Below are 19,344 nucleotides of genomic sequence, written 5' to 3' on the forward strand. Positions count from 1 at the left end.
CGTACGAGAAGGGCCGCAGGGGGCAGCGTCGCAGGGGCCAGAGCCGTACGGGACGGGCCGGTGTTGGATGGGCCCATGAGCGACGAACCGGACGCCACCCGCCGGCAGCACTTCCACGACCTCCTCCGTTCCCTGCCCGTCTGGGACACCGAGCTGCCGCACTTCGACCCGGCCTCCGCCCCCGCCGACCCCTTGCCCCTCTTCCAGCAGTGGCTGATCGAGGCCGCCGAGGCCGGGACACCGGAGCCGCACACGATGACGCTCGCCACCGCCGACGCGACCGGCCGGCCCTCCGTGCGGACGCTGATGCTCCACGACGCCGATGAGCGCGGCTGGCACTTCGCCACCCACCGCACGAGCCGCAAGGGCCGGGAGCTGGCCGCACGGCCGGAGGCGGCCCTGGGCTTCTACTGGGCTGCGGTCGGCCGTCAGGTCCGCATCCAGGGGACGGTGACGGCCGCGGGCGCCGCGGCGAGCCGGGCGGACCTGGCCCGGCGCTCCACGGGTGCACTGGCGGCGGCGCTGGTGGGCAGGCAGAGCGAGGTGCTGGCGTCGTATGAGGAGCTGGAGCGCGCCTCGGACGCGGCCTGGGAGCGGGCCCGCCGCGAGCCCGACGCCCCCGTCGGGAGCTGGACCCTGTACGTCCTGGAGGCGCAGGAGGTCGAGTTCTTCCAAGGGGACGCCCGGCGCCGGCACGTACGCCTCAACTACCGCCGCCGTCCCCCTGCGGAAGGCGGCTGGACGACCGAGCTCCTCTGGCCCTGACCGCTTCCGGACCGGCATCGAGGAGAGGGCGGAACACCGGTATGCACAAGGGCGGTTCGCCCGGCGGCCGCGCCCCCTCCAGTTCCCGGAACCGGACCGTCAGCGCCATGCCGATCCGCAGCCCGCTCTCCTCGCACCCGACGACTTCCGTCATCATCCGCGGCCCTTCGGCGAGGTCCACCACGGCCGCCGTGTAGGGCACCCGCCCCCCGAAGGGCGGGAGGTCGTTCACGTGGACGACCGACCAGGTGTAGAGCGCGGCCCGTCCGCTCGCCGTCTCCCAGGCCACGTCCTCGCTCCAGCAGCGCGGGCAGAACTCCCTGGGGTAGTGGTGGGCCAGCCCGCAGCCGGCCGCGCGGCAGCGGCGTATCAGCAACCGGCCCCGGCCCGCCGCTTCCCAGTAGGGGCGGGTGAAGGCGTCCACTTCCGGGATGTCGAAACGCGGTGCCGACGGGCCGGCGGAACGCGGCGCCGGTGACGCCGGCGGACGATTCGCGTGCAATTCACCGGCCCCCTTGTATTCCGCGTCCGTTTCCCCGGGAGTTTTCCCGTCCCTGCCCTCCGTTTGTTTGCCCGCAGCGCCATTCCTGACAGAACGTCAGCTAGGTAGCCTGACTATACGTCAGCTTGTCGGCCATTGAGCAGGAGTGGATGAGACACGATGCTTGGATCGACTCACGGCACCCTCACCACCACCTCCCGTCCGGCCCGCGTGGTGGCCTGCGGCGAGCGTCCGGGCCCCGCCGTCCACGGCACGGCCGACGGCACCGAGGACACCGACGTCAGCGGCAGGCCGCTGCGCTCGGACATACCCGACCTGGACCGGCTCTTCCGCCCCGAGACCGTCGCCGTCATCGGCGCCTCGGACGCCGAGGGCCGCCCCAACACCGGCATCACCCGGCAGCTCATCGCCTGGTCCGAGCGGGTCGGCGCGCGCCTGCACCCCGTACACCCCACCCGTACGTCCGTCTTCGGCCTCCCCTGCCATCCGTCCGTCCACGACCTGCCCGAGCGCGTCGACCTCGCCGTCCTCCTCGTGGGCGACCCGCTCCCCGTCCTGGAGGAGCTGGACGGCTCCAAGGCCGCCTTCGCCGTGGCCTTCGCCGCCGGATTCGCCGAGACCGGCCCCGCGGGCGCCGCGGCCCAGGCCGCCCTCGCGGACGCCGCCCGGCGCTCCGGGGTCCGCCTCCTCGGTCCGAACACCAATCTCAACGCCTTCGAGCGCTTCCGCGACGACCTCGACGGCCCCGCCATCGCCCTGATCACCCAGTCCGGCCACCAGGGCCGCCCGGTCTTCGCCCTCCAGGAGCTCGGCATCCGGCTCTCACACTGGGCGCCGACGGGCAACGAGGCGGACCTGGAGTGCGCGGACTTCATCTCCTACTTCGCCACCCGGCCCGAGGTGGGGGCGATCGCCGCGTATGTGGAAGGCCTCAAGGACGGCCGCGCCTTCCTGCTCGCCGCGGACCGGGCCGCCCGGCACAAGGTGCCCGTCGTCGCCGTCAAGGTCGGCCGGACGGAGGCCGGCGCCCGCACCGCCGCCTCCCACACGGGCAAGCTGACCGGCGCGGACGACGTGGTGGACGCGGCCATGCGGCAGTTCGGCGTGATCCGCGTCGACAGCCTGGACGAGCTGCAGGACACCGCGGCGCTGCTGGCCCGCGCCCGGCCGCCACGGGCCCCCGGCGTCGCCGTCTATTCGATATCCGGCGGCACCGGCGCCCACTTCGCCGACCTGGCCACGGCCGCCGGCCTTGCGCTCCCCGCCCTCTCCGCCGCGAAGCAAGCCGAGCTCCACCAGTGGATCCCGGAGTACCTGAACGTGACCAACCCCGTGGACTGCGGCGGCCATCCCGTCGGCGACCCGCGCGGGCGCAAGATCATCGACGCGCTGCTGAACGACCCCTCGATCGGCGTGCTCATCTGCCCCGTCCCGGGGCCCTTCCCGCCCATGAGCGACAGGCTCGTGCGCGACCTCGTCGACGCGGCGGAGCAGACGGACAAGCTGGTCTGTGTGGTCTGGGGCTCCCCCGTCGGCACCGAGGACGCCTATCGCACCACCCTCCTCGGCTCCTCGCGCGTGGCCACCTTCCGCACCTTCTCCAACTGCGTCACCGCCGTGCGCGCCTACCTCGGCCACCACCGCTTCACCGCGACCTACCGCTCCCCCTTCGACACCGCGCCCCGCACCCCGTCCCCCTCGGCACGCAAGGCGCAGGAACTCATGCGCCCGGGCGAGCAGCTCAGCGAGCACGCGGCCAAGCAGCTGCTGCGCGCGTACGGCATACGCGTACCCCGCGAGCAGCTGGTGACCAGCGCGGCGGCGGCCGTACGGGCGGCCGGGCTCGTGGGCTACCCGGTGGTGATGAAGGCCTCGGGCCCGCAGCTCGCCCACAAGACCGAGCTGGGCCTGGTCAAGATCGCTCTGACTTCGGCCAGCCAGGTCCGCGACGCCTACCGCGAGCTCACCGACATCGCACGCTACGAAGGGCTGCCGCTGGACGGCGTCCTCGTCTGCCAGCTCGTCGGCCGCGGCGTCGAGATGGTGGTCGGCATCGCGCCCGACAGCCTCTTCGGCCCGACGGTGACCGTCGGCCTGGGCGGGGCGCTGGTGGAGGTCCTGCACGACACTGCGGTGGCCGTGCCGCCTTTCGGTGAGGACCACGCGCGCGCCATGCTCGAAGGGCTGCGCGGACGCGCCCTGCTGGACGGCGTCCGGGGGGCGCCCCCGGCCGACGTGGACGCGCTCGTGGAGACCGTCCTGCGTGTCCAGCGCATGTCTCTGGAGCTGGGCGGGGCACTCGCCGAACTCGACATCAACCCCCTGGTGGTGCTCGAGCGCGGTCAGGGCGCCGTGGCCCTGGACGCGCTCGCCTTCTGCCACTGAACAGCGCGCGGCAGCGCGTGGAAGCAGGAGAACCCCCATGTCCCTCTCCCCCCGTGACAAGCCGCTCGACCGCGGCGGTCCCGATGACTCAGTGATACTCCACACCACTGACAACGGGGTCTCGTGGATCACGCTCAACCGTCCCGAGGTCATGAACGCCATAGCCCCCGAGCAGCGGGAACGCCTGATTTCCCAGCTGTCCGGGGCCTCGGCCGACCCGGCCGTCAGGGCCGTCGTCATCACGGCCACGGGCGCGGCGTTCTGCGCCGGCGCCGACCTGCGCGCCACCCCGTCCAGCGCCATGGACCCGGCCGTCCCGGGCGTATCGGCGGCCTCCGTGGCATCGGGCCGGCTGCCCGGTGACGTGGCGCGTACGATCCGCCGGGGCGCCCAGCGGCTGATCGCCGCCGTGCTGGACTGCGAGAAGCCCGTGATCGCCGCCGTGAACGGAACAGCGGCAGGCCTGGGCGCCCATCTCGCGCTGGCCTGCGACCTCGTGCTCGCGGCCGAATCCGCCACCTTCGTCGAGGTGTTCGTGCGCCGCGGCCTCGTCCCCGACGGCGGCGGCGCGTATCTGCTGCCGCGGCTGGTGGGGCCGCAGCGGGCGAAGGAGCTGATGTTCTTCGGCGACGCGCTCACCGCCGCCGAGGCGGAGCGGATGGGACTGGTCAACCGCGTCGTGGCCGGGGCGGGGCTGACGGCCACGGCGCGGTCGTGGGCCGAGCGGCTGGCCACGGGTCCGACGCGGGCCCTCGCTCTGACGAAGCAGCTGGTCAACGCCTCGCTGGACAGCGACCGCGCGGCGGCGTTCGCCGCGGAGGCCGCCGCTCAGGAGATCAACATGACGACGGAGGACGCACGGGAGGGCGTCAGGAGCTTCCTCGAACACCGCAGCCCCGCCTACCGGGGGCATTAGCGGGCCCGGAGACTTCAAAACTGACGGGTCATCAGATTCAATGCCCTTCATGATGGGACACGCAGGCATGGCCGCCCTCGCCGTCCGCTATCTGCGCCCTGCCGGCACACCGCCCCCCGCGGCGCCGCCACCCGACCCGATGCCCCGGCCGGAGCTGCGGGCGGTCCGGGCGGACGAGCAGCCTCCGCCCGCGCCCCGGGAACTGCGCCGCGTCCTGGGCCGGTTCGCCGGCGGCATCACCGTGATCACCGCGCCCGGCGCCGGCGGCGGACCGCCCGCGGGCTTCGCGTGCCAGTCCTTCGCCTCGCTGTCCCTCGATCCGCCGCTCGTGGTCTTCATGGTCGGCCGCACGTCCACCACCTGGCCGCGCATCGCCCGCGCCGGGGTCTTCTGCGTCAACGTCCTCGGCGCCGGGCAGAGCGCGCTCTGCAAGGCCTTCGCGGTGAGCGGCACGCAGGCTGCGGACAAGTTCACGGGCGTACGGCACGGCCCTTCGCCCGCAACGGGGTCACCCCTGCTCGCGGACGTGCTCGCGTGGGTCGACTGCACGGTGCACGCCGTGCACACGGGCGGGGATCACCTCATCGTCGTGGGGCGCGTCGAGGCGCTGGGGGCGGACGAGGACGCGGCCGCGACTCAGGAGGGGCCCCTGATCTTCTACGGGAGCACGTTCGGAACGTTCACCGCGTTCAACCTGTGACCGCCGGGCCTCGGCGCGGCGGTCACTTCTCGTGCTCGGCCACCTTCGTCAGCACGTACCGCTTGCCGGAGCCCGGCTTGCCGATTTCATGGAAAAGCCGGGGCTCCTTGCCGGTGCCGCTGACGCTCCAGTTGCGCCTGAGCTCGCACGAGCCGATGCGCAGCGACAGGCCCTGGACCTTCCCGTTGTCCTTGACCGGCTTCCACGTCCCCGAGCCGTCGCAGTCCTTCGGCCTGTCCTTGCCGGTGCCGTCCCACACGTAGTTGTCGAGTCCGTCGGCCACGGCCGTGCCGTCGGCGGCCAGCTTGACCGTGCCGTCGCGGCCGTCGGTCCAGACGCCGGCGAGCTGCGCCGAGTCGAGCCTGGGCGGCTGGTAGACCTCGACGACTCCGGTCCCGTAGGCGGCGGCCCCGACGGCCCCCACGGCGAGCCATGCGATGACGCCGTCACGCGCGACCCTGCGGGCCATGCGCACGGACCGGCCTTCCCGGACGCGCCGTCCGGCGACTCCGGCGATCAGGGTGGCAGGCAGCAGGGCGGCCGTGAGGGCGGCCCACCACAGGAGGTACTTCAGCGGGGCCGCCGGGGAGAGGCTGCCGAGGGCCGACACTCCGCCGAACACGGCCACCGCGGCGGCCGACACGAAGGGCACCGCGGCCGCGTTCCACAGCGGGCCGTCACGGCGGTCCGGGTGGCGGGTGAGCGTACGGGCGAGCGCCAGTGCGGGCATCACGGCGACGGCCGTGACGAACCCGCTGACGAGGACGCCGAGCAGGGCGACGGCGATCACGAGCCCGGCGATCACGAGGAGGCCGTGCGGCAGGCCTTCATGCTCGCGCGAGAGCAGCACGAGGAGGCCGGCGGTCCCGGCGACGGCGGCCTCTGCGCACAGCGCGGCCATCGACGCGCAGAACGCCGCGCCGAACCCGTCCGGGTGCATCACGCGCCTCTGCGCCCGAGAGGTCTCCTCGGACTCGGTCCCCGCCGCCTCCGCGTCGACCGGTGCCGCGTCCGGTGCCACGTCCGGCTCAGTCTGCTGTGCCATCACTGCCCCTCTCCCCAGGAAGAGATTCCCCCAGCGGCTGAGAGGTTGCTTTTGCCGACTGATTAATCCCGACTTGACCGGATACGGTGGCTTACGCGGGATCCACTGCGACCCGCCCGGTCGCACGCGGCCGCCTGCGGATGACCAGGGCCATGAGGGCCGCCACGGCGCACAGCGCGCCCGAGGCGTACCAGACGACGTCGTACGACCCGAAGGCGTCACGGGCCGCGCCGCCCAGGAAGGCCACCACCGCGGCGCCGACCTGGTGGGAGGCGAGCACCCAGCCGAAGACGATCGCACTGTCCTCGCCGTAGTGCTCGCGGCACAGGGCGATGGTGGGCGGCACGGTGGCGACCCAGTCGAGGCCGTAGAAGACGATGAAGAAGACCATCGGCGGGTGAACGGAGGGCGCCAGCAGCATCGGCAGGAACATCAGGGACAGGCCCCGCAGCCCGTAGTAGACGGCCAGCAGCCTGCGTGCCTCGAACCGGTCGGTGAACCAGCCGGAGGCGACGGTCCCGACGACGTCGAAGACGCCGATCACGGCGAGCAGCCCCGCGGCGGCCGTCATCGGCATGCCGTGGTCGTGCGCGGCGGGCACGAAGTGTGTCTTCACCAGACCGTTCGTGGAAGCGCCGCAGATCGCGAAGGTCCCCGCGAGCAGCCAGAACGGCCCCGTGCGGGCCGCACCGAGCAGCGCCTTGACCGCACGCCGCGCCGCACCGGGCGCGGGGGCCGGCTTCGGTACGGGGACATCGCTGCCGTACGGGGCGAGGCCGACGTCCGCCGGGTGGTCGCGCAGCAGCAGCCACACGAACGGCACGACGACGAGGGCGGCGACGGAGACGGTCACGGCGGCGGGCCGCCAGTCGTGGTGCTCGACGATCCAGGAGAGCAGCGGAAGGAAGACCAGCTGCCCGGACGCTCCGGCGGCGGTGAGGATCCCGGTGACCAGTCCCCGCCGGGCCGTGAACCACCGGTTGGTGACGGTCGCTGCGAAGGCCAGGGCCATCGAGCCGCTGCCGAGGCCGACGAGCACGCCCCAGCACAGCACGAGCTGCCATGCGGTGGTCATGAAGACCGTCAGCCCGGCACCGGCGGCGATCACGGTCAGGGCGCAGGCGACGACCTTGCGGATGCCGAACCGGTCCATCAGGGCGGCGGCGAACGGCGCCGTAAGGCCGTACAGGGCGAGGTTGACGGAAGCCGCGAAGCCGATCGTTCCGCGCGACCATCCGAACTCGCCGTGCAGCGGCTCGATCAGCAGGCCCGGCAGGGAGGCGAAGCCGGCCGCGCCGATGATCGTCACGAAGGTGACGGCGGCCACGGACCAGGCGCGGTGGAGGCACCGGCGGCGCCGGCCGGGGCCTGCGGCGGGGTCCGGGAGCGCAGAGGGTCCCGGCCGCCCGGAAGGGCTCTCCGGTGGGGTGGGAAGTCCGGTTGCGTGGGTCACGTCATCAGCATCAGGAGGCGCTTCCCTCCGGGCGAGTGGCCGAAAGGACAGCATCCGTTAGGATCGGGCCACGCGATCCGGCCGGCTCCCACCACGCCGGACCGGGCAGCACGGAAGCCTTCTGGGGGCGAACGGAAATGACGCAGAAGACGGCGGGGATCACTCGCTCCGACCGGCATCCCGACGCACCGCCGCACCGCGTGGCCGTGCTCGCCCTGGCCGGTGTGATCCCGTTCGAACTGGCCATCCCGTACCGGATCTTCGGCAAGGCCAGGACGTCCTCCGGGGATCCGCTGTACGAGGTGGTGACCTGCGCCCTGGAGGCCGGGCCGGTGCAGACCGACGCCGACTTCTCGATCAATGTCGAGCTCGGCCCGGAAGCCCTGGCCGAGGCCGACACGATCGTCGTTCCGGCCTCCTACGAGTTCGGGCTGCCGTACGACGAGGGCCGCCTCGGCGACGACCTGTCCACCGCCTTCGCCCGCATACGACCCGGCACGCGCATGGTGTCGATCTGCACCGGCTCGTACATCCTCGCGGCCGCAGGCCTCCTCGACGGCCGGCCCGCGACCACGCACTGGTCCAGCACGGAGCGCTTCCAGCGGATGTTCCCGTCCGTCCGGGTGGACGCCGACGTGCTCTTCGTCGACGACGGCGATGTGCTGACGTCGGCCGGCGTGGCCTCCGGCATCGACCTGTGCCTGCACATCGTGCGGCGCGACCACGGCACGGCCGTGGCGAACGAGGTGGCCCGGCGCAGCGTCGTCCCGCCGCACCGCGACGGCGGCCAGGCGCAGTACATCCAGCGGCCGGTTCCCGAACCCCAGCTCGCGACGACCACTGCGGCACGCGCGTGGGCCCTGGGGCGGCTGGACCGGCCCATCCAGCTGCGGGACATGGCCGAGCAGGAGGCGATGAGCGTACGGACGTTCACGCGCCGCTTCCGTGAGGAGGTGGGTATCAGCCCGGGCCAGTGGCTGACGCAGCAGCGCGTCGAGCGGGCGCGCCACCTGCTGGAGGACAGCGACCTCTCCGTCGACCAGGTCGCGCGGGACGCCGGGTTCGGCACGGCGGCGTCGATGCGGCAGCACCTGCAGGCGGCGCTCGGGGTGTCCCCGACCGCCTACCGGCGGACGTTCCGTGCGGTCACCCGGGCCGCGCGGCGCTGAGTCGGCAGGCGCTGATCCGGCCGGGCGCCGAGTCGGCCGGACAGCGGCGTCCGGGCGGCGGCGTCCGGCGTGGGGCCGCGCTCAGCGGCGGAAGGTGAGGACGGCACGGGAGACGCGGCCGTTCAGGGTGTCGTCCGCGGCCTGCGCGAAGTCCTCGACCGGGTAGGTCCGGGTGACGAGTTCGTCCAGGAGGAGGCGTCCCTCCTGGTAGAGCCGGGCGTAGAGGGCGATGTCGTGCTGCGGGCGTGCGGAGCCGTAGCGACAGCCCAGGATCGCTTTGTCGAGGTAGAGGGATGCGACGCGGAAGGAGGCCTCGGCCCCTGCCGGCGGCACGCCGAGCAGCACCGCCTGGCCGTGCCGGTCGAGCAGGTCGATCGCCTGCCGGACGAGTCCGGTGTCGCCTACGCACTCGAAGGCGTGGTCGGCACCCGTCGGCAGGATCGCGCGGACGGCGGCCGAACTGTCGGGGACCGCGCCGGCGTCGACGAAGTGGGTGGCTCCGAACCGCCGGGCCGCCGCTTCCTTGCGCGGGTCGGCGTCGACGGCCACGACGACCGAGGCTCCGGCGATCCGGGCGCCCTGGAGGACGTTGAGCCCGATCCCGCCGGCGCCGATGACGACGACCGATGCGCCGGGGCGGACCCGGGCGCGGTTGAGGACGGCGCCGACGCCGGTGAGAACGCCGCAGCCGATCAGCGCCGCCGAGGTCAGCGGTATGCCCGTGGGAATCCTGACCGCCTGGACGGCTTTGACGACGGTGCGTTCAGCGAAGGCGGAACACGACGCGAAGTGGAAAAGTCGCTCACCCCTGCGGGTGAACGGCCGGGCCGGTTTGCCGATCGACTCGCGGCACATGGTCGGCCGGCCCCGGTCGCACTCGCCACAGGCGCCGCAGGCGGCGAGCGTGGACAGGGCCACGTGATCACCGGGCACGACGTGGGTGACGCCGGGCCCGACGGCTTCGACCACGCCCGCGCCCTCGTGCCCGAGCACCACGGGCAGCGGGTAGGGGATGGTGCCGTCGGTCACGGAGAGGTCGCTGTGGCACAGGCCGGCGGCCGCGACGGCGACGAGGACCTCGCCGGGGCCCGGTACGCGGACTTCCAGATCGTCGGCGACCAGGGAGTTCTTTCCGTCGAAGATGACGCCTCGCATGGCTGCGGTCCTCTCGGAAGGGTGCGGCGCGGGCTCAGGACGCCCAGACGACCGACTGGAGTTCGCTGTACGCGTGCAGGCCGAACGAGCCGCCGTCCCTGCCGACGCCGCTCTCCTTGAAGCCGCCGAAGGGCGTCTCGGGGTGCCGTTGGACGGTGTTGACGCCGACGTTCCCGCTGCGCAGGCGCGCGGCGAGGGCCCAGGCGCGGGCGGAGTCGGCGCTGAAGACGTAGTCGTGGAGTCCGTAGGAGGTGCTGTTGGCGATGCGGACGGCTTCCTCGTCATCCTCGAAGGGCAGGGCCACGACGACGGGTCCGAACAACTCGTCGCAGGCGACCGGGCTTTCGGGCGTCACGCCGGTGATGAGGGTCGGGGCGACGTAGAAGCCCGGCTTGATGTCGGGGCGAGAACCGCCGACGATGATCCGGGCGCCTTCCGCACGGGCGGCGGCGATGTACGCCTCGACCCGGTCGCGCTGGGCGGCGGAGATCAACGGACCGACGATCGTGGCGTTATCCACAGGGTCCCCGATCTTCAGTGCGCGGGCGTAACGTTCGAGACCGGTGACGACCTTCTCGTACAGCGGCCGCTGCACGAGCACTCGGGTCGGCGCCGTGCAGATCTGTCCGCTGTGGAAGGACCAGACCGAACCGACCGCCCCGATCGCCGACGTGAGCACCGCGTCGTCGGCATCCCCCAGGACGATGGCCGCGCCCTTACCGCCCAGCTCGAGCAGGGTGCGCTTCATCGACCTCCCCGCGGCCTCGGCGATCTGTTTTCCGACCGCGGTGGAGCCGGTGAAGCTGATCATGTCGACACCGGGTTGGGACACGAGCGTTCGGCCGGCGCCCGGTCCCGAGCCGGTGACGATGTTGAAGACGCCGTCCGGGAGGCCGGCCTCCCGGAGGATCGGGCCCAGGCGGAGGCAGCAGAGAGGATCCTGCGGCGCCGGCTTGGCGACGACCGTGTTTCCCATGGCCAGGGCGGGCGCGAGCTTGCCCGCGAGGTTGACGACCGGGAAGTTGTAGGAGGTGATGCAAGCGACGACGCCCACGGGGCGACGGACCGCGGCGGCGCCCATCAGGCCGCCGGGAGCGAGCGGGCTGCCCTGGACCGGGTGCGGCGCCAGCGGGATGACCGCCGGCTCCACCGCGCCGCGGGCGTAGCGGCGGAAGCGCTCCACCGCCGGGGGCAGTTGCAGGGCCGAGGTGACGCGCGCCGTGGCACCCGTCTCGGCCTGGAGCAGGGGCAGGAGCTCCGCTCCGTGTTCGGTGATCAGTTCCGCTGTCCGGTCCAGTACGGCCGCGCGCTCGCGCGGATCCGTACGGGACCAGCCGTCCTGCGCGGCCTGCGCGGCGGTCACGGCGGCGGCGACCTCGGCGGGGGTCGCCTCCGGTGCCGCCCCGACGACCTGCTCGGTCGCCGGATTGACAACTGGATAGTGACCTTTTTCGGGCGTGCGCCACCTACCGCCGATCCAGTTCCCGTACGTCCTCATGGCCGCGGCTCCTTCGGCAGGCCGAGCACGCGCTCGGCGATGACGGTGCGCTGCACCTCGGCCGAGCCTCCGTAGATCGTGTCGGCCCTGGAGAAGAGGAACGTCCGCTGCAGCCCGTCGAGTTCGTAGGGCCGGCCTTCGCTCCAGTCGTGCGGTCCGAGGGCCGCATCCGCACCTCGCACGTCCATGGCCAGCTCGCCGAGGCGCTGGTGCCAGCTGCTCCAGAGCAGCTTGGCGACGCTGGGCGCACCGGGAGCGCCCGTGCTCCCCAGGGTCCGCAGGGCCGTCCACCGCATGGTCCTCAAGTCGGCCCACTGCCGTACGATCCGGTCGCGCACCGCCGGTTCCGCTGCGGCTCCCGTCTCCCGGGCGAGGCGGACGATGCGGGCGAGCTCGGCGGCGAAGCCGATCTGCTGCGCGAGGGTGGCCACTCCACGCTCGCGGCCGAGGAGGTCCATGGCGACCCGCCAGCCGTTGCCCTCCCCGCCCAGCACGTGGCCGGCGCGGGCCTCGGCGCCGTCGAAGAACACCTCGTTGAAGTCGGCGTCGCCGGTCAGCTGCCGGATCGGGCGTACCTCGATGCGGCCGGGCTGGTCCATCGGCACGAGCAGAAGGGAGAGCCCGTGGTGCCGGTGGGAGCCCGCGGTGGTGCGGGCGAGCAGAAAGCACCAGTCGGCCTGGTGGGCGTGGGAGGTCCACAGCTTCTGGCCGGTGATGCGGTAGGTGCGGCCGCCGGTGTCCCTGACGGCGGCGGTGCGGACGGCGGCGAGGTCGGAGCCTGCGCCGGGTTCGCTGTAGCCCTGGCACCAGATCTCCTCGCCACGGGCGATGGCGGGGAGGAAGCGGGCGCGCTGTGCGGGCTCGCCGTGGGCGAGGAGGGTGGGGGCGAGGAGGTGCTCGCCCATGTGGCCGAGGCGGGCGGGCGCCCCGGCGCGGGAGTACTCCTCGGCCCAGACGACCTGTCCGGTCAGGGGCGCGGTGCGGTTGCCGTAGCTGCCGGATGCAGGGTCCCAGCCGAGTCCGATCCAGCCGTCGGCGCCCAGTTCGCGTTCCCAGGCGCGCCCCGCGGCGGGAGGCGGCTCCCCGGCGAGGTGTTCGGCGAGCCAGGCGCGCGCCTCCTGCCGGAGGGCCCGGTCCTCCGGGCCGAAGGAGAAGTCCATGGGTGGCTCCCCGTCACGCGTTGGGGCGGGCTTGGGTGGCGGCCGCTTCGGCCATCGCCTCCAGGCGGGCGAGCATCGGCATGGGGTCGGTGCCGACGGTACGGGGCAGGAGGCCGGCGATCCGCTCCGGCGTCCAGGGGCCTTCCGCGCAGACGGAGCGCAGTTCGCGGGGCTGGGCCCACACCGCGATCCTGGGTCCGGCCACCGTGTAGACCTGCCCGGTGACGCCCTGTTCGCGGGCCTGTTCGCCGAGCAGGTAGACGACGAGTGCCGCCACGTCCTCGGGGTCGCCGATCTCCTCGAGCTCCATCGGCACGCCGGCGGACATCCGGGTCCGGGCCACGGGGGCGACGCAGTTGGCCGTGATCCCGTATTTGTGCAGGCCGAGGGCGGCGCTGCGGACGAGGGAGATGATGCCGCCCTTGGCGGCGGAGTAGTTGGCCTGGGCAACGCTGCCCTGGTGGTTGCCGCTGGTGAAGCCGATGAGGGTGCCGCGTTTCTGGCGGCGCATGACTGCGGAGGCGGCGCGGAAGACCGTGAAGGTGCCCTTGAGGTGGGTGGCGATGACGGGGTCCCACTCCTCCTCGGTCATGTTGAACAGCATCCGCTCGCGCAGGATCCCGGCGGCGCAGACGACGCCGTCGAGCCGCCCGTAGCGGGAGAGGGCGGTGTCCACGATCCGCTGTCCGCCGGACATGGCCGACACGTCGTCCGCGACGGCGACGGCCTCGCCCCCGGCCGCCTCGATCTCCTTGACCACTCCGGCGGCGACCTCGCTCGTGGGCTCGTTCCCCTCGACGGAGACGCCGTAGTCGTTGACCACGACCTTTGCCCCCTCGGCCCCGCAGGCGAGGGCGACGGCGCGGCCGATGCCGCGGCCCGCGCCGGTGACGGCGACCGCCTTTCCGGCCAAGAAGCTCCCCATGGCGCACGCCCCTTCCCGCTCCATCTGACGGACCGTTAGATTTTTGGGCAGAGCCCGCGAAGGCACAAGCCCCGCACAGGGACCGATCCGGGGAGGGAGTCCATGCCGCTGCCGCCGGAGTTCTACGAGATCGCCAAGCGGGTCAACAACTGGGGTCGTTGGGGCGAGAGGGATGAGATAGGCACCCTCAACCTGATCACGGACACCGTCGTCCGCGAAGCCGCGGCCACCGTGCTCACCGGCCGGAGAGTGGCCCTGGCCGTACCCCTGCGGCAGCGCGGGATCCAGACCGGGCTGATCCCCGGCAGAGTCAATCCCCTGCACACGATGCTCTCCATCAACCAGCAGTACGGCCCGGGATCAGTGGCCACGAGCGACGACGCCATCACCATGGGCCTCCAGGCAGGCACGCACTGGGACGCACTGCCGCACGTCTCCCACGGCGGCAGGATCTACAACGGCCGGCCGGCGGACTCGGTGACCGCACACACGCGCGCCGCCTACAGCGGCATCGAGAAAGCTCGCCACGTCGTCTCGCGCGGGGTGCTGCTCGACGTGGCGCGCGCCCGGGGCGTGGACCGCCTGGAGCCCGGCCACGCGGTCACCCCGGAGGACCTGGAAGCGGCCCAGACCATGGGAGCGGTCGCCGTGAGCCCGGGGGACATCGTGCTCGTCCGCACCGGCCACATGCAGCACTATCTGGGGGGCGACCGGCGGGCGTACGGGCATTCGTCGCCCGGACTGTCGATCCGGACGCCCGAGTGGTTCCACACCCGGGACGTGGCGGCCGTCGCCGACGACACCCTCTGCTTCGAGGTGTTCCCGCCGGAGATCGAAGGCCTCTGGCTGCCGGTGCACGCACTCCACCTCGTGGAGATGGGGATGCTGCAGGGACAGAACTGGAACCTGGAGGAGCTCTCCGCGGCATGTGCGGAGGAGCAGCGCTACGCCTTCCTGCTGACGGCGACACCCGAGCCCTTCGAGGGCGGGGTGGGGGCGCCCGTGGCGCCGGTCGCCGTGCTCTGAGCCGGGGTGGACCGGCGGGCCGGCAGGTCCGGACTCCAAGGGGCGTGGGCGGGCGGCGACGTGCCGATGCGCACCCCGAGCACGGCACCGCACGTCGCCACCGGCTCCGGCGCTGGAGCCCTGAACTGCGCCGGACCGCGACCCGTACTCGCCAAGGCAGCCCGGTGACCGTGGGCCTCTCGGCGTCCCCTCGCAACGAATCGCTGCATCCAAGGGTGATCACGTGGACACTTCACGTCAACACCTGGTCTGGACTTTGTCGATTAAGCCCGATTTATGACGGCGCGTGGTGCATCGAAAGCGCCGACCCACGAGGGGCCCGTGCGGTCGACCTCGCACCAGATGCGCTTACCGCTGCCCTCGGCCTGCCAGCCCCAGCGGTCGGCGAGACCGTCGACCAGCTCCAGGCCGCGGCCGCCGGTGTCCTCGCCGCCCGCGCACCTGCGGCGGGGCGGACGGGCGCTGATGTCGGCGACCTCGACGCGGACGGTGCCTCCGTAGGCGCCGGCCCCGGCGCCGCCGGCGCCCGGGAAGAGCATCCGCAGCACGGCCGGGCAGCCGGTGTGGACCACGGCGTTGGTGACCAGCTCGGAGATCAGCAGGATCAGCGTCTCGGCGAGCGGCTCATCGACGCCTATCCCCGACCCGGCCAGCCGCGACCTCGCCCACCTGCGGGCCCGCCCCACCTCCGCGGGGTCGGCCCGGACCTCCATCTGCATCTGAAGCACCTGCACCGCTCACACCATCCGTACCGGCGGACACAACGCCTCGCGTCTCCGAGGGATCACGGAACGTGATCTCCTTCCGAGACAGCATGGTTGACGCACAGTCACCCCAACAAGCGCTTCGGGCATATTCCGGCGCAAAGGAGTATGGCTGCTGCATACTGTGCGACGCGTGCTGCGGAGACTCGAACACCGAGGGCCTTTCGGACCCGTTCCGGGACGAGCATCAGACATGTGCACGCCCGGCGACGCCACATGGGCAACTTCCGCCCCGCCGCGCTTCTGAACCTCTCGCATTCAAGGGAGAGTACCCGAGCCCGGACCCGACTCCGCCCCGTGACGAGTAACGTCCGGGACACAGCCTGATATCGACATGCTGCGAGCAGTTCGACATGACATGACCGGCATTTCGCCCATGACGATTACGCCGTGACATTCTCTGCGTCCAGAACATCCGTTGCATCATTCGCCGGACCGCGCCCCGGGATGTGTGAAGCATCGCGAAGCAGGGTATTCGCAAGCAATTCCTCGGAATCGGCGGAGGGCTGCCATTGACGGAGCCTCAGCCAGGCGCGTTTGAGGTGCAGATGAACGTCGGATTCCCAGGTGAACCCCAGGCCACCGTGCACTTGCAGACAGTCACGAGCGTTGCGCACGGCTGCACTGTCAGCAAGCAGTTTGGCGGCGGCGATTTCAGCCGGTTCATCGGCTTCGACCGAGAGTGACGCCGCATAGACCGCGGCACGCGCGAGCTCGGCGCGCACGAGCATCTCGGCGCAGAGGTGCTGCACCGCCTGGAAGCCGCCGACCGGGCGGCCGAACTGGGAACGGTGCCGGGCGTGGGAGACCGCCAGCTCGACGGTCCGCAAGGCGCTGCCGAGTTGCTGCGCGGCGGTCAGCAGGGCGGCCTCCCGCCGCATCCGGGCCGCATCGGCGGGCAGGTCGGGCACGGCGCTGCCCTGCTCCTGGGGCAGCTGCCGTACGAGGTGGAGGGGTGTCGTCGGGTCCACGCACCGGACGGGGCGTGCCCGCAGGGCTCGGGGGGCTCCCCCGGTGCCCGCGTGCAGGAGCCGGGCAGCCGGGCCGTCGAGCAGCAGGACGGCCGCGGCGGAGGCGAGGTGCTCGGCCGCTCCTGGACCATCCAGGGCCGTCACCACACAGTCGCCCTCGGCCGCCCCCGCGACGAGGCCCGCGGCCAGGTGCGTGGCGACGAGCGGCCCCGGCAGCAGGGCGCGCCCGGCCTCCTCGAAGAGGAGCACCGCCTCGGGCATCCCGAGCCCCACGCCGCCGTCCTTCTCCGCCAGCCGCAGGGAGAAGAAACCGGCCTCCCCCAGGGCCCGCCACAGCGCGCGGTCCGGCCCGCGGGGGCCGGCCGGCGAAGGGGAGTCGGCCAGGGCTCGCAGCCGCTCGCGGGGATGGCGGGCGGCGAGGAGGCTCCGCATCCCCGCCTGCAGGGCCCGTTGGTCGTCGGTGAGGCGGAAGTCCATGGTCATCGCCCCTTGGGGAGGCCGAGGATGCGCTCGGCGATGATGTTGCGCTGGATCTGGGAGGTGCCCGCGGCGATCGTGTAGGAGAGCGAGGACAGGCGCTGCGCCGTCCACTCCTGGCGGGCGTCCAGGGACTCCGGTCCGAGCACCTCGGCGGCGGCCTCGTAGAGCTCCTGGCGGGCCTGGGAGTAGCGCAGCTTGAAGACGGAGCCGCCGGCGCCCGGGACTCCGTCGCCGCCGGTGAGCGCGGCGTGGGCGGCTTGGCTGACGTTCCACTGGACGAGCCGCCACAGCGCCGTGAACTCGGCGTGCAGACGGCCGAGGCGGCGGCGCAGTACCGCGTCGTCCCAGCGGCCGTTGGCGCGGGCGGTGCGGGCGAGCCGGGCGAGTGTGCGGCGGCAGGCGACGACCTCGCCCGCGAAGGCGGTGCCGCGCTCGTAGGAGAGGGTGACCATGCTGACGCGCCAGCCGTCGTTCTCGGGGCCGACGCGGTGGGTCGCCGGCACCCGCACCTCGTCGAGGAACACCTCGGCGAACTCCGTGGTTCCCGCGAGCGTGCGCAGCGGACGAACGGTGACGCCGGGGGCGTTCATCGGCAGGGCGAGCCAGGAGATGCCGTGGTGCCGGGGGGCCGCGGGGTCGGTGCGGACGAGGAGTTCGCACCAGTCGGCCACCTCGGCGTGGGAGGTCCAGATCTTGCTGCCGGTGATGACGTAGGAGTCGCCGTCGCGAACGGCCCGGGTGCGCAAGGAGGCCAGGTCGGAGCCGGCGTCGGGTTCCGAGAAGCCCTGGCACCAGATCTCCTCGCCGCGCAGGATCGGGGGCAGCCAGCGGGCGCGCTGGGCCGCGGTGCCCTCGGCGGCGATGGTGGGGCCCGCGTGCAGGAGCCCGACGAAGTTGGCGCCGACGTAGGGGGCTCCGGCTCGCTCGGTCTCCTCGATGAAGATCAGGTGCTGGGCGGGGGTGGCTCCGCGGCCGCCGGCTTCGGCGGGCCAGTGCAGGCCCGCGTAGCCGGCGTCGTGGAGGGCGCGCTGCCAGGCACAGTCGTAGGCGCGGCGTGCGGGCCAGTCGTCGGCGGGCGGCTCGGGGGGCAGCCCGGGCAGGGTGTCGTGGAGCCAGGCCCGCAGCCGTCGGCGGAAGTCCTCCTCTTCCCGGGTGAGGGTGAGGTCCATCGCGCCTCACCCGCCCATGGGGTCGAGGTCCAGGCCGAGCATGCGGATGGCGTTGCCGCGCATCAGCTTGCGGACGGTCTCGTCGTCCAGTCCCTGTACGTGCTCGAGGGCGACCTGCCTGGTGTGGGGGAAGGTCGAGTCGACGTGGGGGTAGTCGGTCTCGAAGGTGGCGTTGTCGCGGCCGACGACGTCGAGCGAGGCGACGCCGTGCTTGTCGCGGAAGAAGCAGCAGAACATCTGGCGGTAGTAGTAGGTGGAGGGCGGCTCGGGGACGATGTCGCGCACGCCGCCCCAGGCGCGGTGTTCCTCCCAGACGTCGTCGGCGCGCTCCAGTGCGTAAGGGATCCACCCCATCTGGCCCTCGCTGTAGGCGAGTTTGAGGCGGGGGTAGCGCACGAGGACGCCGCTGAAGAGGAAGTCGGCCATCGAGGCCATGGCGTTGTTGAAGGACAGGGTCGCCTGGACGGCGGCCGGCGCGTCCGGGGATGCGGCGGGCATCTGCGAGGAGGAGCCGATGTGCATGTTGACGACGGTGCCGGTCTCCTGGCAGGCGGCGAAGAAGGGGTCCCAGTAGCCGGTGTGGATGCTGGGGAGGCCGAGGCAGGCGGGGAGCTCGCTGAAGGTCACGGCCCGTACGCCGCGGGCGGCGTTGCGGTGGATCTCGGCGACGGCGAGGTCCACGTCCCACAGCGGGATGAGGCACAGGGGGATGAGCCGCCCGCCGCTGCCGCCGCACCATTCCTCGACCATCCAGTCGTTGTAGGCGCGTACGCACGCGAGGGCGACCTCCTTGTCGTGCGCCTCGGCGAAGGTCTGGCCGCAAAAGCGCGGGAAGGTCGGGAAGCAGAGGGATGCCTCGACGTGGTTGAGGTCCATGTCCTTGAGGCGTTCCGCGGGGTCCCAGCAGCCGGGGCGCATCTCGGCGCGGGTGATGCCCTCCAGGGTCATCTCGTCGCGGTCGAAGCCGACGGCGGCGATGTTGCGCTTGTAGGGGAAGCGAAGGTCCTCGTAGATCCACCAGTCGGCGGGCGGCCCGTCGGGGTCCATGGAGATGGCGTACTTGCCGCCGGTGTACTCGAGCCGGCCGATGCCGGCGGTCAGGGGGCGGGGGCCGCGGTCGCGGTAGCGGGCGGGCAGCCAGCGCTCGAAGAGGTGGGCGGGCTCGATGACGTGGTCGTCGACGCTGACGATGCGGGGCAGTTCCATCGGGGGCCCTCCCGTTATCTGACGGTCAGTCAGCTCTGAGGCTAGCCCCGCCCCC

Annotated in this window: 17 protein-coding genes; 6 read left to right on the top strand and 11 right to left on the bottom strand. The window is 72.6% G+C overall.

Annotation, left to right across the window (positions count from 1 at the left end; translation table 11 throughout):
• The first annotated feature begins 75 nt into the window (after nucleotides 1-75).
• On the top strand, nucleotides 76-765 hold the full coding sequence (locus FGW37_RS13600) for a pyridoxine/pyridoxamine 5'-phosphate oxidase (protein WP_179081317.1): 690 nt from the start codon (nucleotides 76-78) through the stop codon (nucleotides 763-765).
• Here the strand turns inward: FGW37_RS13600 and FGW37_RS13605 are convergent.
• Nucleotides 704-1,267: a Zn-ribbon domain-containing OB-fold protein gene (locus FGW37_RS13605; protein ID WP_179081318.1), complete on the bottom strand. Its 564-nt coding sequence runs from the start codon at nucleotides 1,265-1,267 to the stop codon at nucleotides 704-706. The two genes, FGW37_RS13600 and FGW37_RS13605, sit on opposite strands and share 62 nt — an antisense overlap.
• Before the next feature lie 159 nt (nucleotides 1,268-1,426).
• Here FGW37_RS13605 and FGW37_RS13610 point away from each other — a divergent pair, with 159 nt between their 5' ends.
• The 3 genes from FGW37_RS13610 to FGW37_RS13620 are packed head-to-tail and all read left to right on the top strand — an operon-like array spanning nucleotide 1,427 to nucleotide 5,268.
• Nucleotides 1,427-3,652, top strand: a complete 2,226-nt coding sequence (locus tag FGW37_RS13610) for an acetate--CoA ligase family protein (protein ID WP_179081319.1) — start codon at nucleotides 1,427-1,429, stop codon at nucleotides 3,650-3,652.
• 37 nt (nucleotides 3,653-3,689) lie between these two features.
• The gene (locus tag FGW37_RS13615; protein WP_179081320.1) at nucleotides 3,690-4,568 is read left to right on the top strand and encodes an enoyl-CoA hydratase/isomerase family protein; all 879 of its coding nucleotides are present in this window, start codon (nucleotides 3,690-3,692) and stop codon (nucleotides 4,566-4,568) included.
• 49 nt (nucleotides 4,569-4,617) lie between these two features.
• A complete protein-coding gene (locus FGW37_RS13620) occupies nucleotides 4,618-5,268 on the top strand; it encodes a flavin reductase family protein (protein WP_425506527.1) in 651 nt (216 codons plus the stop codon).
• 22 nt (nucleotides 5,269-5,290) lie between these two features.
• Here the strand turns inward: FGW37_RS13620 and FGW37_RS13625 are convergent, their stop codons facing one another.
• On the bottom strand, nucleotides 5,291-6,313 hold the full coding sequence (locus tag FGW37_RS13625) for a hypothetical protein (RefSeq protein WP_179081321.1): 1,023 nt from the start codon (nucleotides 6,311-6,313) through the stop codon (nucleotides 5,291-5,293).
• A gap of 91 nt (nucleotides 6,314-6,404) precedes the next feature.
• Nucleotides 6,405-7,766, bottom strand: coding sequence for an MFS transporter (locus FGW37_RS13630; protein WP_425506528.1), 1,362 nt, complete (start codon nucleotides 7,764-7,766; stop codon nucleotides 6,405-6,407).
• A gap of 137 nt (nucleotides 7,767-7,903) precedes the next feature.
• Here FGW37_RS13630 and FGW37_RS13635 point away from each other — a divergent pair, with 137 nt between their 5' ends.
• Nucleotides 7,904-8,935 (top strand): GlxA family transcriptional regulator, encoded by a 1,032-nt coding sequence (locus FGW37_RS13635; RefSeq protein ID WP_179081323.1) that lies wholly within the window; start codon nucleotides 7,904-7,906, stop codon nucleotides 8,933-8,935.
• An 81-nt stretch (nucleotides 8,936-9,016) separates the two neighbouring features.
• Here FGW37_RS13635 and FGW37_RS13640 read toward each other — a convergent pair whose 3' ends face one another.
• From FGW37_RS13640 to FGW37_RS13655, 4 genes are read right to left on the bottom strand one after another with little or no spacing between them, the layout of a single operon-like run.
• Complete coding sequence (locus tag FGW37_RS13640) at nucleotides 9,017-10,090, bottom strand: Zn-dependent alcohol dehydrogenase (RefSeq protein WP_179081324.1); 1,074 nt, start codon at nucleotides 10,088-10,090, stop codon at nucleotides 9,017-9,019.
• A 34-nt stretch (nucleotides 10,091-10,124) separates the two neighbouring features.
• Complete coding sequence (locus FGW37_RS13645) at nucleotides 10,125-11,588, bottom strand: aldehyde dehydrogenase family protein (RefSeq protein ID WP_179081325.1); 1,464 nt, start codon at nucleotides 11,586-11,588, stop codon at nucleotides 10,125-10,127.
• Complete coding sequence (locus FGW37_RS13650) at nucleotides 11,585-12,748, bottom strand: acyl-CoA dehydrogenase family protein (RefSeq protein WP_179081326.1); 1,164 nt, start codon at nucleotides 12,746-12,748, stop codon at nucleotides 11,585-11,587. The genes FGW37_RS13645 and FGW37_RS13650 overlap by 4 nt, the downstream gene beginning before the upstream one ends.
• A 13-nt stretch (nucleotides 12,749-12,761) precedes the next feature.
• Nucleotides 12,762-13,673, bottom strand: a complete 912-nt coding sequence (locus FGW37_RS13655) for an SDR family NAD(P)-dependent oxidoreductase (protein ID WP_179081327.1) — start codon at nucleotides 13,671-13,673, stop codon at nucleotides 12,762-12,764.
• Between the two features lie 102 nt (nucleotides 13,674-13,775).
• On the opposite strand from FGW37_RS13655, the gene FGW37_RS13660 reads away from it, so the two are divergent.
• Nucleotides 13,776-14,699, top strand: a complete 924-nt coding sequence (locus tag FGW37_RS13660) for a cyclase family protein (RefSeq protein WP_179081328.1) — start codon at nucleotides 13,776-13,778, stop codon at nucleotides 14,697-14,699.
• Between the two features lie 263 nt (nucleotides 14,700-14,962).
• On the opposite strand, the gene FGW37_RS13665 is transcribed toward FGW37_RS13660, so the two are convergent.
• From FGW37_RS13665 to FGW37_RS13680, 4 genes are all read right to left on the bottom strand, one after another.
• Nucleotides 14,963-15,433, bottom strand: a complete 471-nt coding sequence (locus tag FGW37_RS13665) for an ATP-binding protein (RefSeq protein ID WP_179081329.1) — start codon at nucleotides 15,431-15,433, stop codon at nucleotides 14,963-14,965.
• A 413-nt stretch (nucleotides 15,434-15,846) separates the two neighbouring features.
• On the bottom strand, nucleotides 15,847-16,911 hold the full coding sequence (locus FGW37_RS13670; RefSeq protein ID WP_179084686.1) for an acyl-CoA dehydrogenase family protein: 1,065 nt from the start codon (nucleotides 16,909-16,911) through the stop codon (nucleotides 15,847-15,849).
• Nucleotides 16,912-16,913: 2 nt separating this feature from the next.
• Nucleotides 16,914-18,083, bottom strand: a complete 1,170-nt coding sequence (locus FGW37_RS13675; protein ID WP_179081330.1) for an acyl-CoA dehydrogenase family protein — start codon at nucleotides 18,081-18,083, stop codon at nucleotides 16,914-16,916.
• A 6-nt stretch (nucleotides 18,084-18,089) separates the two neighbouring features.
• Nucleotides 18,090-19,289, bottom strand: a complete 1,200-nt coding sequence (locus tag FGW37_RS13680; protein WP_179081331.1) for an amidohydrolase family protein — start codon at nucleotides 19,287-19,289, stop codon at nucleotides 18,090-18,092.
• Nucleotides 19,290-19,344 lie beyond the last annotated feature (55 nt).

The organism is Streptomyces rectiverticillatus (genome assembly GCF_013394065.1).
GTDB classification, from domain to species: domain Bacteria; phylum Actinomycetota; class Actinomycetes; order Streptomycetales; family Streptomycetaceae; genus Streptomyces; species Streptomyces rectiverticillatus.

What these genes read in the sequence shown, in the direction of transcription:
- FGW37_RS13640 (WP_179081324.1), bottom strand. Translation starts at nt 10,090, where the DNA reads ATGCGAGGCGTCATCTTCGACGGAAAGAACTCCCTGGTCGCCGACGAT.
- FGW37_RS13660 (WP_179081328.1), top strand. Translation starts at nt 13,776, where the DNA reads ATGCCGCTGCCGCCGGAGTTCTACGAGATCGCCAAGCGGGTCAACAAC.
- FGW37_RS13635 (WP_179081323.1), top strand. Translation starts at nt 7,904, where the DNA reads ATGACGCAGAAGACGGCGGGGATCACTCGCTCCGACCGGCATCCCGAC.
- FGW37_RS13610 (WP_179081319.1), top strand. Translation starts at nt 1,427, where the DNA reads ATGCTTGGATCGACTCACGGCACCCTCACCACCACCTCCCGTCCGGCC.
- FGW37_RS13620 (WP_425506527.1), top strand. Translation starts at nt 4,618, where the DNA reads ATGATGGGACACGCAGGCATGGCCGCCCTCGCCGTCCGCTATCTGCGC.
- FGW37_RS13670 (WP_179084686.1), bottom strand. Translation starts at nt 16,911, where the DNA reads ATGGACTTCCGCCTCACCGACGACCAACGGGCCCTGCAGGCGGGGATG.
- FGW37_RS13675 (WP_179081330.1), bottom strand. Translation starts at nt 18,083, where the DNA reads ATGGACCTCACCCTCACCCGGGAAGAGGAGGACTTCCGCCGACGGCTG.
- FGW37_RS13600 (WP_179081317.1), top strand. Translation starts at nt 76, where the DNA reads ATGAGCGACGAACCGGACGCCACCCGCCGGCAGCACTTCCACGACCTC.
- FGW37_RS13615 (WP_179081320.1), top strand. Translation starts at nt 3,690, where the DNA reads ATGTCCCTCTCCCCCCGTGACAAGCCGCTCGACCGCGGCGGTCCCGAT.
- FGW37_RS13625 (WP_179081321.1), bottom strand. Translation starts at nt 6,313, where the DNA reads ATGGCACAGCAGACTGAGCCGGACGTGGCACCGGACGCGGCACCGGTC.
- FGW37_RS13655 (WP_179081327.1), bottom strand. Translation starts at nt 13,673, where the DNA reads ATGGGGAGCTTCTTGGCCGGAAAGGCGGTCGCCGTCACCGGCGCGGGC.
- FGW37_RS13680 (WP_179081331.1), bottom strand. Translation starts at nt 19,289, where the DNA reads ATGGAACTGCCCCGCATCGTCAGCGTCGACGACCACGTCATCGAGCCC.
- FGW37_RS13650 (WP_179081326.1), bottom strand. Translation starts at nt 12,748, where the DNA reads ATGGACTTCTCCTTCGGCCCGGAGGACCGGGCCCTCCGGCAGGAGGCG.
- FGW37_RS13645 (WP_179081325.1), bottom strand. Translation starts at nt 11,588, where the DNA reads ATGAGGACGTACGGGAACTGGATCGGCGGTAGGTGGCGCACGCCCGAA.